Consider the following 12,814-nt stretch of genomic DNA (forward strand, 5'->3'; position numbering starts at 1 on the left):
TTACCTTGGGATATATGCGGTGTGGTGTTGGGGCTATGGGCGGTGATGGGTCCAGCCACGCATGGCGTGGCTCTACGGGTGGTTATTGCGGGTGGTGTGTGCGAGGTGGGCGGTGATGGGTTCAGCCACGCATGGCGTGGCTCTACGGGGGTCGTTGCGGGTGTGCGGTCCTAACGTCATCACCAACGGGCATGTCCGTGGCGCGATGTTGCGGGTGGGTGACGCGTTGCTGGCTGTTGCGCGCTGGCTGCAGGCCATTGAATGGAGGCCTGTTCTTCATCTGGCCCTGACATGCCGCTGCCTGCGCCGTCGCGATGTTGCCGGTGTGTGGTTCCCACGCCGAACGCGAGCTGATGCCCTGCGACCTGCCGTCGCGGAGGTGACCGTCCCCCCTTCTTCCAAGAGTCCCCATGCCCCCTGCCTTTCGCTCCCTGCCTGCGGCACGCGTGCCGACCCTGTCGTCCCTCTCCGTGCTGATCGCCCTCGGCCTGGCCGCTGGCGCATCGCCTGCCTATGCTGCCGGGCCGGATGCACCGCCCGAGGCGGTGGTCTCTTCGGGCACTGCCGCCGCCTCCACGCTGGATGCGGTGGTGGTGACCGGGTCGCGCACCAGTACGCGCACGGTCAAGAACAGTTCCACGCCGATCGACGTGATCTCGGCCGAGGACCTGGCGTCCACCGGGCAGGCCAACCTGCTGGAAGCGCTGCAGCGCAGCCTGCCGTCGCTGAGCCAGATCGGCGGCTACCAGAGCGACCAGGAGAGCCTCATTCGTGGCTACCAGCTGCGCAATCTGTCGCCGGGCTACACGCTGGTGCTCGTCAACGGCAAGCGCCGCAACGCCAGCGCATACGTCAGCGGCGCTAACGGGGGCGGCTATCCAGGCCATGCGTGGACCGATCTGGCGTTGATCCCGGTAGCGGCCATCGACCATATCGAAGTGCTGCGCGATGGTGCCTCGGCGCTGTATGGCTCCGATGCGATCACCGGGGTGATCAACGTGATCCTCAAGTCGAACGCGCACGGCGGCGACGTGTCGGTGGAAAGTGGGCAGAGCATCGATGGCGACGGCAGCCGCACCAGTGTGCGCGCCAACATCGGGTTGCCGTGGGGCCAGGATGGCTTCATCAACCTGTCCGGCGAGAACACGCGGCAGCACCATGCGATCCGCCCCCGGCGTTACATTGACGGCTACCTGAGCTATCCGGCCGTGGATGCCAACGGCAACCTCGTGGCACTGCGGCCGAACAACCGCCTGCCGGCCGGTGCCACGCCCAATCCGGCCGAAGCCACGCGGAACCCGGAGGCCAACACCATCCTCAGTTCGCCGTCGTATGCATTGACCGCGTTGGCGGTGAACGTGGGCCACGGCCTGGGCGACAACGCGCAGTTCTACGCCACTGCCACCGCGAGCGACCGCGACGCGCAGGCGATCCAGAACTTCCGCCTGCCGGCGACGATCTTCGGCACCTACAAGGCGCCCAGTGTGCTGAGCGTGTGGCCCGATGGCTTCCTGCCGGTGCTGGAAACGAAGGAAAAACAGTACACCGGCACTGCCGGAGTGAAAGGGCACTGGGGCGGCTGGGATGTGGATGCCAGTGTCACCGGCAACCGCAACACGGTGCGCACCTATACGCGCAACTCGGCCAACTTCTCGCTGGCCTATCCGGATGCGCCGACCGATTTCTACGACGGCAAGCTGGATTACCAGCAGGGCATTGCCAACCTGGACCTGCGCCGCGGGTTCGAACTGGCGGCGTTCGCCTCGCCGCTGGAGGTGAGTGTCGGCGCCGAGTACCAGCATGAGCGCTATGAGCGCGGGGCAGGGCAGTGGGAGTCGTACACCGGCTTCGGCGCGTCCGCATTCGTCGGCTATTCCACCGCCGATGCGGTGGAGGCCACGCGCAACAGCAAGGCCGTGTACATCGGTGCGGCCACCAACGTCACCGCGCGCTGGTACCTGGACGCGGCCGCGCGTTGGGAAGACCACTCGGATTTTGGCAGCGTGTCGACCGGACGACTGACCACACGGTTTGACATCACCGATACGTTCGGGGTGCGTGGCACGGTCAGCAACGGCTTCCATGCGCCCAGCCTGGGTGCGCAGTACTACCAGGCCACCGGCAGCTGCCCGTGCGGCACCACGCTGGTGGCGCAGGTGTCCTCGCCGGCGGCACTGGCACTGGGTGCGACGCCCCTGCAGCCGGAAAAGGCGGACAACTACAGCCTGGGCGTGACCTGGGACCCGAGCCCGGCCTTCCACCTGGCGTTGGATGCCTACCAGATCGATATCCGCGGGCAGCTCGGGCAGTCCAGCCAGATCGGCTACAACGCGCAGGATCCCTCGCGCATCACCGACAACAGCGGCACCGTGCTGAGCGCGGCGCAGAAGAACACCATCGATGCGCTGCTGGGCTCGGCTGGCATCAGCATCCTGCCCGGCGATGCGTTCTATGCCAGCTACTTCACCAACGTGGGCGACACCCGCACGCGGGGCCTGGAGCTGACCCTGGAAGCCAACCAGGAAACCGCGTGGGGCAAGCTCCGCTGGAGCTATGCGGCCAACGTGGGGCGCACCACCATCCAGAAGGTGCGCGCTATCCCGACGGTGCTGCAGGGCCTGCCCAACATCAACCTGCTTAACAAAACGAGCGAGTACGCGCTGCGTTTCCGCACCCCGGCCTACACGCAGGTGGCCGGGCTTGGCTGGCAGAACGGGCGCTGGCGCTCGGCCCTCGACGTCACCTACTACGGGCCGATCAAGCGGCTCAACAACGGGGTGGAATACAAACAGCCGCCGGTGCTGGTGACCAACCTGTCCGGCGGGGTGGAACTGGGCGCTGGCTGGAGCGCGGCGCTGGGCATCAACAACCTGTTCGACAAGCGCACCCGCAAGGTGCCCGAGTACGCCCGCAGCGCCACCGACGTGGCCAGCATCGAGACTACCTGGGACACCGGCGACGTGCTGAGCACCATCGGCGCGTTCTGGTACGGGCGCATCAACTACCGGTTCTGAGGGTGTGGCAAACGCAGCCGACCGACAGTCGGCTCTACACAGGGAGCATTGCGATGTCATCTGCATTGAACGTGGTCGCGCTGATCGGCTCGCCGACCAGCTCGGTCAACTCGCGCACGCTGCTGCTGGTGCGCCATCTGCTGGACGAACTTCGGCTTCGGTTGCACATGGACGTGCAGCTGATCGAACTGGCGCCGATTGCCCGCTCGCTGGGGCAGGCCCTGACCCGCAGCGAAGTGGAGCCGCGCATCGAGCAGGCGCTGCAACGGATCGAAGCGGCGGACCTGCTGGTGGCCGCCACGCCGGTGTATCGCGGCTCGTATCCGGGCCTGTTCAAGCACCTGGTGGACTTCATCGGGCTGGAGGCGCTGATCGACACGCCGGTACTGCTGGCCGCCACTGGCGGCAGCGAGCGGCACGCCCTAGTCATCGACCACCAGTTGCGGCCGCTCTTCAGCTTCCTGCAGGCGCACACGCTGCCGATCGGGGTATACGCCACGCCGGGGGATTTCAGTGAGGATCGGGTCAGTAGCGCCGCGTTGCAGGCGCGCATCGAACTGGCCGCCGAACGCGCTGCAGGGCACCTGCGGCCGGCGGCGGCACCGACGCTGCGCCGCATTGCATAGGCTGCCGCGCTTGCAGCTGCGCCACCTGGCCTTCCTCATCCTCGGCAGCTATCGATTGGCGACGCCGCGTGCCGGCCTGGTCGACGCGCTCACATTGCAGGCGCGACCGCTGGGTACGCAGGCATCGCGCAGGCAGACCTGCGAACTGGCTGCCAGCGATTGCCGCCGCATCCTGCGGATCGTGGCCGAGCGGATCGCGCTGGCGTTGGGCTGGCAGGTGTCGCCCGGTGCTGCGGCAGGCGGTGCCATAACCCCAGGCGCTTTGCATATGTCCAACGCGCATTTGCGTGGCCGGATCCGACCGCCGATTGTCGAATTGCGACGCGGCCCGCGTCGCGGCCTTCTCTAGCATCGAGGTTCCAACGGCGCGCTGGCGCGGGCCAAGACGAGGAACGCTTCCGTGTCTGCCTATCCCCCGCACAAACCCATTCTGTTCCTGCTCGATCGTTCCTTCGAAGACGGCGCGCTGCCCGGGCAGCAGTTCTTCTGCCGGCACAGCCTGTTGCTGGAGGGCGCACTGTCCAGCATCGCCGGGTTGGACACGCAACTGGATGTGCGTCGCATCGGCTTTGCGCGACCGCGCCGCGAAGTGATCGCCGAGATCGGCGAGCAGGACCAGTCGCTGCCCAAGCTGGTGCTGCCGCAGGGCGTGCAGTCCGCGCATGCCAGCGGCAGCCACCAGGACCGCCAGTATGTGTCCGGTGCCGAGCCGATCCTGGCCGCGCTCAACGGCTTGCTCGGCATTCCGGTGGCGCACCCATGAGCTACCTGGTCAGCGTGCTGGACAAGAGCCCGATCAGCGATGGCGGCACGCCCGAGCAGGCGCTGCGCGACAGCCTGCGCCTGGCCCAGCACGCCGAGCACCTGGGCTATCACCGCTACTGGTTTGCCGAGCACCACGCCACGCCGCAGCTGGCCAGTCCGGCGCCGGAAGTGCTGGCGGCCTGGGTGCTGGCCCAGACCCGACGGATCCGGGTCGGCACCGGCGGGGTGATGCTGCGCCACTACGCCCCGTACAAAGTGGCCGAGACCTTCAACCTGCTGGCCAGCCTCGCGCCGGGTCGGGTCGACCTGGGCGTCGGCAAGGCGCCCGGTGGACTGCCCGCCTCAACCGCTGCGCTCGCCGCGGGGCGGCCGCCGATCGGTGCGTTCGAGCAGCAGCTGCACGATCTGGAAGGCTTCCTGTCGGCCACGCTGCCGGACGGGCATCTGCATGCTGCCGCGCAGGCGCGCCCGCTGCCGCAGACACCGCCGGAGCGCTTCCTGCTGGGGGCCAGCCCGCAGAATGCGCGCCTGGCCGCCGAGCTGGGATGGCGCTTCGTGTACGCCGCGCATTTCGATGGCGATCCACGCAGCATCGATGCAGCGTTCAGCGCCTATCGCGATGTGTCCTCGCACGCGCCGCTGCTGGCGACGGTGGCGTTTGCCGCGCCGACGGCCGAGGCCGCGGCGCGGCATGTGGGCGCGCTGCGCATCTACAAGCTGCATCTGGCGCCGGGGCAGACGGTGAACCTGCCCAGCCCGGAAGCGGCGGCCGAGTACGCACGCCAGGTCGGCGTGGCCAACTACCGCATCGAAGAGACCCATCCCAGCGTGTTGTCCGGCGATGCCCACCAGGTGCGCCGCGCACTGGACGCGCTGCACCAGCGGTTCGGCGTCGGCGAATTCATTCTCGATGCGCCGGTGGCCGACCTCGCCGCACGCCTCACCTCACTCGAACTGCTGTCGCCCGCGCCGCGCGCGGCCGTGGCCTGACCCGCAGGAGATTCCCATGAGCAAGACCCCGCGTCCCATTCCGTTCGGCATCATGCTGCAAGGCCCCGGCAGCCACATGCATGCGTGGAAGCACCCGTCCAACCCGGCCGATGCCAGCGTCAACCTGCAGTACTACATCGACGTGGCGCGCACCGCCGAAGACCACGGTATCGCCTTCGGTTTCGTTGCCGATGGTCTGTACATCAACGAAAAATCCATTCCGCATTTCCTCAACCGCTTCGAGCCGATCACGCTGCTCTCGGCACTGGCCACGGCAACCAAGAAGATCGGGCTGGCCGGCACGCTGTCCACCTCCTACAGCGATCCGTATACGGTGGCGCGCCAGTTCGCTTCGCTGGACCTGATCAGCGGCGGTCGTGCCGGCTGGAACGTGGTGACCTCGCCGCTGGAAGGCTCCGGCCGCAATTACGGGCGCCCGCATCCCGAGCATGCGCTGCGCTACCAGATCGCCGACGAGTACCTGGAGGTGGTGCAGGGCCTGTGGGATTCGTGGGACGACGATGCGTTCGTGCGCGACCGCGCCAGTGGCACCTTCTTCTCGCCGGAGAAGTTCCGCCGGCTGGATCACAAGGGGCGTTTCTTCCAGGTGGAAGGCCCGCTCAACATCCAGCGTTCGCCGCAGGGCCAGCCGGTGATCTTCCAGGCCGGTGCGTCCGATGACGGCATCGCGCTGGCCGGCAAGTACGCCGATGCGGTGTTCACCCACGCGCCGTCGCTGGAGGAAACCCGCGCGTTCACCCAGAAGGTGAAGAACGCGGCGATCGCGCACGGTCGCAGCGCCGATGACGTGAAGATCTTCCCCGGCATCGGGCCGATTGTCGGCCGTACCGCCGAAGAGGCCGAGGCCAAATACCAGGCCATTGCCGCACTGGCGGGGCTGGACGATGCGCTGGCCTACCTGGGCCGCTTCTTCGACCACCACGATTTCACCCGCTACGACCCGGACGCGCCGTTCCCGGAGCTGGGCGAAGTAGGGGCCAATTCGTTCCGTTCCACCACCGACAAGATCAAGCACGATGCGCGCGTGCACGGCCTGAGCCTGCGCGAGGTGGCGCTGCAGGCGGTGAGCCCGCGGCCCACCTTCATCGGCACTGCCGAACAGGTGGCCGACGAACTCATCCGCTGGTTCGAGGCCGGTGCCAGCGATGGGTTCATTCTCGGCTTTGCGGCGCAGCGCCAAGGCCTGGACGATTTCGTGAGCCAGGTGCTGCCCCTGCTGGAGGCGCGTGGCTACCACCGTGGCACGCTGGACGGTGGCACGCTGCGCGATCACCTGGGCCTGCCACGCAAGGCCAGCCGTTACGCCGATGACGCCGCACCCGCGCGCAAGGCGAGCTGAGGGACTCCCCATGAACCTTCTGCATCGTCCACCGCTGGACCTAGGGACGCCGACTGCCGGCGTGTTGCCGGCGATCGCCGCGCGCGCCGACGCGGCGATCGCGCTCCGTCACGACCTGCACCAGCATCCGGAACTGGCCTTCGAAGAACATCGCACCAGCGCCCGCGTGGCCGAGCTGCTGCAGACCTGGGGCTACGCAGTGACGACCGGCCTCGGTGGTACCGGCGTGGTCGGCACGTTGCAGCGCGGGCAGGGCAGCCGCCGGCTTGGCCTGCGCGCGGACATCGACGCGCTGCCGATCCACGAGGAATCCGGGCTGGCCTACGCCAGTCAGCGCGAGGGGCTGATGCATGCCTGCGGGCATGACGGCCACACTGCCATTCTGCTGTCGGCCGCGCATTACCTGGCCCATCACGGGCGCTTCGATGGCACGCTGCAGCTGGTGTTCCAGCCGGCGGAGGAAACCGGATCGGGCGCCTCGAAGATGTTGGCCGACGGATTGTTCGAGCGCTTCCCGGTGGATGCGATCTATGGCCTGCACAACTGGCCCGGCGTGCCGACCGGACACTTCGGCTTCGTCGATGGCCCGGCGATGGCCTCGGTGGACTGGGGCAGGTTGCAGGTGGTGGGCAAGGGCGGGCATGGCGCCGAACCGCAGGGCAGCGTCGATCCGATCCTGGCGGCGGCGCACATCATCACCGCGCTGCAGAGCGTGGTGGCGCGCAACATCGATCCGCGCCAGATGGGCGTGGTGACCGTCGGGTCGATCCACGGCGGCAAGGCGGCCAACGTGATCCCCGACGCGGTGGCGTTGACCCTCACCGTGCGCGCCTATCTGCCGGAGGTACGCGAGACCCTGCGTCGGCGTGTCATCGAGGTGGCCGAGCACACCGCCGCCGCGTTCGGCGCGCGTGCCGAGATCGAGTTTCCGCGCGGCTTCCCCAGCGTGATCAACCATCCCGAGCAGACCGCCTTCGTGCGCCAGGTGGCGCTGGAGGCATTCGGCGCGGGCCATGTCGTCGAGAATTTTGCGCCGCGCACGGCCAGCGAGGATTTCGCGTTCCTGCTGCAGGCGCGTCCGGGCAGTTTCGTGTTCGTCGGCAACGGCGACAGCGCGCCGCTGCACAGCCCGCGCTACGTGTTCAACGATGCAGCGATCGCCCCGGCGGCCAGCCTCTGGGCGCGGCTGGCCGAGCGTTACCTGGTGGAGGACCCGGCATGAGCGAGCACTTCGTCTACACCTCCGTGCATGACCCCCTGGCCAGACCGTTGTTCGATGGGCTGGAGCAGGAATACGACCACCGTTACGCCGACGTGCGCGGCCGCATCGGGGGCAGTGCGCGCGAAGAGCTGGAGCGTTATCCGGCCGAGGCATTCGCCGCGCCGGTGGGCGCCTTCGTGCTGCTGCTGCGTGATGGACAGGCCATTTCCGGTGGGGCATTCATGCCGCATCGCGATCCGGACACGGCCGAGTTCAAACGCATCTGGACGCTGCCTGGCCTGCGCCGGCAGGGCATTGCGCGGCGCGTGCTGCAGGAGCTGGAAGAGCAGGCGGCGCGGCAGGGGTATCGGCGCGTTTACCTGACCACCGGCTTCCGCCAGCCGGAAGCGGTTGGCCTGTACCTGAGCCACGGCTACCGCGCGCTGTTCGACCTGCGGGCCGATCCGGAAACGGTGGCGCACCTGCCGTTCGAGAAGCACCTGCCGTTGCATCAACAGGTGAGCGCCGCGGCTGCGCCCGCCCTGCACGGAGTCCACGCATGAGCACCCCCTCCACTACGCTGGCCGGCATCGTCGCGCCGCCATCGCCGGCGCTGCGCATCGTGCCGGCACGCCATCCGCTGCAGCTGTTCGGCACGCTGCTGGCGCTGGCGCTGATCCTGGTCGGGCTGCAGTCGGTGCTGGGCAATCCGCGCTGGGGCTGGGGTACGTTTGCCGAGTGGTTCTTCGCCAGGCCGGTACTGGAAGGCCTGGCGCGCACGCTGTGGCTGACCGCGCTGGGCACGGCGCTGGGCTTCGGGCTGGGCACGGTGCTGGCGCTTGCGCGGGTGTCCGGCTCGCCGTTGCTGTCGGCGGTGTCGTGGGGCTATGTGTGGCTGTTCCGCTCGATTCCGCTGCTGGTGTTGCTGCTCCTGCTCAACAACCTTGGCTACCTGTACAGCACCCTCGAGCTGGGCGTGCCGTTCACCGACATCCGCCTGTTCTCGTATCCGACCACGCAGCTGATCGGTGTGTTCACTGCGGCCGTACTCGGGCTGACCCTCAACCAGGCGGCATTCTCGGCGGAGGTGATCCGCGGCGGCATCCTGTCGGTGGACCACGGGCAGTATGAAGCGGCCGCCGCACTGGGCCTGCCGCGTGGCCGCCAGATCCGCCGCATCATCCTGCCGCAGGCGATGCGTTCGATCCTGCCGGGGGCGTTCAATGATGTGATCAACCTGGCCAAGAGCACCTCGGTGGTCTACGTGCTGGCGCTGCCGGAGCTGTTCTACACGGTGCAGGTGATCTACCGCCGCAATCTGGAAGTGGTGCCACTGTTGATGGTGGCCACCGTCTGGTACCTGGTCATCCTTACCGCGTTGTCGCTGGTGCAGCGACGGGTCGAGCGGCGCTACGCGCGCGGCCACCTGCATCGCGAGCGCAGTGTGTCGCCGGTTCCGTCGCGCCTGGTGCAGGCCGCTGCCGGTGGTGCTGCCCGCGCCGCGTCGCGGCCGTCGATCGCGGCGCGGATCGTGCCCGGCAGTGGCGCGGCGGTGGCGCTGCAGGGCGTGGGCAAGGTGTTCGGTGAGCAGACCGTGCTGGACGATGTGCACCTGGAGCTGAAGGCAGGCAGCGTGACCGTGTTGATCGGTCCCTCCGGTGCCGGCAAGTCGACCCTGCTGCGCTTGATCAACCACCTGGAGCGCGCCGACAGCGGTTACGTCACGGTGGGCGGGCAGCTGGTCGGCTATCGCCGTGAGGGCGACACCCTCTACGAGCTGCCCGAAGGCGAGATCCGGCGGCGCCGCGCCGATGTGGGCATGGTGTTCCAGAACTTCAATTTGTTCCCGCACCTGACCGCGCTGGAAAACATCGTCGAAGCCCCGATCGCGGTGCGGGGCGTTGCGCGCGCGCAGGCCGAACGGCAGGCCTTCGACCTGCTTGAGCGGATCGGGCTGGCCGACAAGGCCCATGCCTATCCGCGCCAGCTGTCCGGTGGGCAGCAGCAGCGCATCGCCATTGCGCGTGCGTTGGCGCTGCAGCCCAAGGTGCTGCTGTTCGACGAGCCGACCTCGGCACTGGACCCGGAGCTGGTTTCCGAAGTGCTCAGCGTGATCGAGGAACTCGCGCGCTCGGGCACCACGCTGGTCATCGTCACCCACGAGCTGGGCTTCGCGCGTCGCGTCGCCGACCACGTGGTGATGATGGACCAGGGTCGGGTGATCGAGCAGGGCCCGCCGGAGGTCGTGTTCGACCATCCACGGCTGCAGCGTACCGCCGATTTCCTGGCCAAGACCCTGTGATGCACGCCATCTCCTTTCTGCAGGACATCCCATGAGCGCACCCCGCACGCGACGTTTTTCCACCGGCAGCGTTTTGATCGCTGCGGTGCTGGTGGTCGGCGTTGCCGGCATCGTCTATTCGCGCGTCGAGCAGGGCGCAGAAGCGGCGCCGGGCGGTACGGCGTCCTTGGCCGGTGCCGACGCACCCGCACTGACCGGCACGCCGGATGCGAAGGCGAAGGCGCTGATTCCGCCCGGCTTCGCCTTCGTCACGCCCGGCACGCTGACCGTGGCCACCCACCCGGCGCAGCTGCCGCTGGCCGACTACGGCGCCGACAGCCGACAGATCATCGGGGTCGAGCCGGATATCGCCAAGCTGATCGCCGACGCGCTGGGCCTGAAGCTGGTGCTGGTGCCGGTGGCGTGGCCGGACTGGCCGCTGGGCCTGCAGTCGGGCAAGTACGATGCGGTGATCTCCAACATCACCGTCACCGAGGCGCGCAAGCAGAAGTTCGATTTCTCCAGCTACCGCTTCGATCTGCTCGGCATCTACACCCGCACCGACGGACCGATCCGGAAGATCACCACGCCGGCCGATGTGGCCGGGCTCAAGGTAGTGGTGGGCGCCAGCACCAACCAGGACCAGATCCTGCGCGCATGGGACCGGCAGAACATCGCCGCCGGGCTCAAGCCGGTGGAATACCAGTACTTCGATGATGCGGTGGTGGGCCGCCTGGCGGTGATCACCGGGCGCGCCGATGTCTCCTTCGAACCCAATGCCACCGGCGCGTATTCCGCGCGCGACGGCAAGGTGCGCCGGGTGGGCTTGTTCCCCGGCGGCTGGCCGGATGCTGCGGCGATCTCGGTGACCACGCGCAAGGGCAGTGGGCTGGCGGACGCGATCACGCAGGCGTTGAATACGCAGATCGCCTCGGGCACCTATGCGCAGGCGTTGCAGCGCTGGAACGTCAGCGAAGAGGCGGTGGCGCAATCGCAGACCAATCCACCGGGGTTGCCCAACCTGTGACGCGGTGGAGCAGCCGAGCAGGGTGGAGCAGCCGAGCAGGGTGGAGCAGCGGAGCAGGGTGGAGCAGCCGAGCATGGCTCGGCTCTACAGGGTGGGTCGGCGCGGTGCCGAAACGGCTCTGGCCGCAACGCGCCCTTGTAGAGCCGGGCCATGCCCGGCTGCTCTGCCGGGCTACCAGCGCGTCTCCAGCGTGCGGAACGGCTGCTTCATGCGCATCCCCTCGGCATTGAAGCAGCCGAGCATGGCTCGGCTCTACAGGGTAGGTCGGCGCGGTGCCGATACGGCTCTGGCCGCATTGCGCCCTGGTAGAGCCGGGCCATGCCCGGCTGCTCTGCCGGGTTACCAGCGCGCCTCCAGCGTGCGGAACGGCTGCTTCATGCGCATCCCCTCGGCATTGAAGCAGCCGAGCATGGCTCGGCTCTACAGGGTAGGTCGGCGCGGTGCCGATACGGCTCTGGCCGCATTGCGCCCTGGTAGAGCCGGGCCATGCCCGGCTGCTCTGCCGGGTTACCAGCGCGTCTCCAGCGTGCGGAATGGCTGCTTTATGCGCATCCCCTCGGCATTGAAGCAGCCGAGCATGGCTCGGCTCTACCGGGGTGGGTGGACGCGGGGCCGAGCATGGCTCGGCTCTACCCCCCGGTTACGTCGACGCGGTGCCGATACGGCTCTGGCCGCATTGTAGAGCCGGGCCATGCCCGGCTGCCTTGCCGGGTTACCAGCGTGCCTCCAGCGTGCGGAACGGCTGCTTCAACAGCACGCCATCGGCGTCGTAATCGCTCACCGTGCGACCATCCACGCGCACGCTGGTCGGCCGCGTCCGCGACGGCCACCACACGCGCACGGCGGTGTCCTTGCGCAGGCCCGGGCCGAGCGTGAGCCGCAGGGCCGCGTTCTGCTGTCGCGCCTGCAGCTGCAGCGTGCCGTAGGCGGTGGGCAAGCGGTCGATGGCCAGGCCATTACCGGCCACCCAGGACGGCGGCGTGCCCGGCAGCAGCGACAGCGCATCATCGTCTTCGCGCATCAGCATCCCGAACAGCGTGCGACCATACTCGGCCCCGATCCACGTATGCGGCATGTCGCCGAGGTAACGCGGGAAACGCAGCCGCGAGTGCACCACCTCGGCCAGCACCTGCCATTCCAGCGGACGGCGATCGTGCAGCAGGCCCTGCAGCAGTTCGTCGGCGGCCTCGGGCTGGCCGAGGTGCACGTAGCTGAGCACGTTGCGGATCTCGTACGGCGTGTAGGCATACAGCGCACCTGGCTGGCCGCGCTTGCGCACATCGTCCAGATAACGCGCGAACGTGGTGCGCAGCGCGTCCGGCGGCAATACATCCTGCGCGCCGGTCGGATCCAGCGCGATCGACACGCCGGTGGGATCGCCGTCGCCCAGGTCGGCCGAGGAGGGGATGAAGTCGATGCCCTTCCACGCCATCGTCGCACGGATCGAGGCGGCCAGTGCATCGTGCAGGGCCGTGTACTGCGCGCGGGCCCACGCGGCGGTGTCGTGGTCGCCCAGCGATTCGGCCAGCCACGCGCCGTCGTGCCAGCCT

10 protein-coding genes and 1 pseudogene are annotated in these 12,814 nt (G+C 68.3%); 10 read left to right on the forward strand and 1 reads right to left on the reverse strand.

The genetic code is table 11. The features are described 5' to 3' along the window. Positions 1-431 precede the first annotated feature (431 nt). From RTO53_RS16445 to RTO53_RS16490, 10 genes are read left to right on the forward strand one after another with little or no spacing between them, the layout of a single operon-like run. Complete coding sequence (locus tag RTO53_RS16445) at positions 432-3,014, forward strand: TonB-dependent receptor (protein WP_312238819.1); 2,583 nt, start codon at positions 432-434, stop codon at positions 3,012-3,014. Positions 3,015-3,067: 53 nt separating this feature from the next. Beyond that, positions 3,068-3,640 (forward strand): FMN reductase, encoded by a 573-nt coding sequence (msuE, locus tag RTO53_RS16450; RefSeq protein ID WP_312238810.1) that lies wholly within the window; start codon positions 3,068-3,070, stop codon positions 3,638-3,640. Between the two features lie 10 nt (positions 3,641-3,650). Continuing rightward, positions 3,651-3,989: a hypothetical protein gene (locus RTO53_RS16455; protein WP_312238811.1), complete on the forward strand. Its 339-nt coding sequence runs from the start codon at positions 3,651-3,653 to the stop codon at positions 3,987-3,989. Between the two features lie 51 nt (positions 3,990-4,040). After that, on the forward strand, positions 4,041-4,403 hold the full coding sequence (locus RTO53_RS16460; RefSeq protein ID WP_312238812.1) for a DUF3088 family protein: 363 nt from the start codon (positions 4,041-4,043) through the stop codon (positions 4,401-4,403). Then, positions 4,400-5,395: an MsnO8 family LLM class oxidoreductase gene (locus RTO53_RS16465; protein ID WP_312238813.1), complete on the forward strand. Its 996-nt coding sequence runs from the start codon at positions 4,400-4,402 to the stop codon at positions 5,393-5,395. The genes RTO53_RS16460 and RTO53_RS16465 overlap by 4 nt, the downstream gene beginning before the upstream one ends. A gap of 16 nt (positions 5,396-5,411) precedes the next feature. Continuing rightward, positions 5,412-6,755 (forward strand): LLM class flavin-dependent oxidoreductase, encoded by a 1,344-nt coding sequence (locus tag RTO53_RS16470; RefSeq protein WP_312238814.1) that lies wholly within the window; start codon positions 5,412-5,414, stop codon positions 6,753-6,755. A 10-nt stretch (positions 6,756-6,765) separates the two neighbouring features. Further along, positions 6,766-7,977 (forward strand): M20 aminoacylase family protein, encoded by a 1,212-nt coding sequence (locus RTO53_RS16475; RefSeq protein WP_312238815.1) that lies wholly within the window; start codon positions 6,766-6,768, stop codon positions 7,975-7,977. Continuing rightward, positions 7,974-8,519, forward strand: coding sequence for a GNAT family N-acetyltransferase (locus tag RTO53_RS16480; protein WP_312238816.1), 546 nt, complete (start codon positions 7,974-7,976; stop codon positions 8,517-8,519). The genes RTO53_RS16475 and RTO53_RS16480 overlap by 4 nt, the downstream gene beginning before the upstream one ends. Next, a complete protein-coding gene (locus RTO53_RS16485) occupies positions 8,516-10,258 on the forward strand; it encodes an amino acid ABC transporter permease/ATP-binding protein (RefSeq protein ID WP_312238817.1) in 1,743 nt (580 codons plus the stop codon). The genes RTO53_RS16480 and RTO53_RS16485 overlap by 4 nt, the downstream gene beginning before the upstream one ends. Positions 10,259-10,289: 31 nt before the next feature. Beyond that, positions 10,290-11,264 carry an ABC transporter substrate-binding protein gene (locus RTO53_RS16490; protein ID WP_312238818.1) on the forward strand — a complete coding sequence of 325 codons (975 nt, stop codon included), beginning with the start codon at positions 10,290-10,292 and terminating at the stop codon, positions 11,262-11,264. Positions 11,265-11,976: 712 nt separating this feature from the next. Here the strand turns inward: RTO53_RS16490 and RTO53_RS16495 are convergent. After that, positions 11,977-12,814, reverse strand: a pseudogene (locus RTO53_RS16495) (hypothetical protein); the annotation flags it as partial.

Origin of the sequence: Stenotrophomonas sp., assembly GCF_031995405.1 — a bacterium.
In the GTDB taxonomy this organism is placed as follows: domain Bacteria; phylum Pseudomonadota; class Gammaproteobacteria; order Xanthomonadales; family Xanthomonadaceae; genus Stenotrophomonas.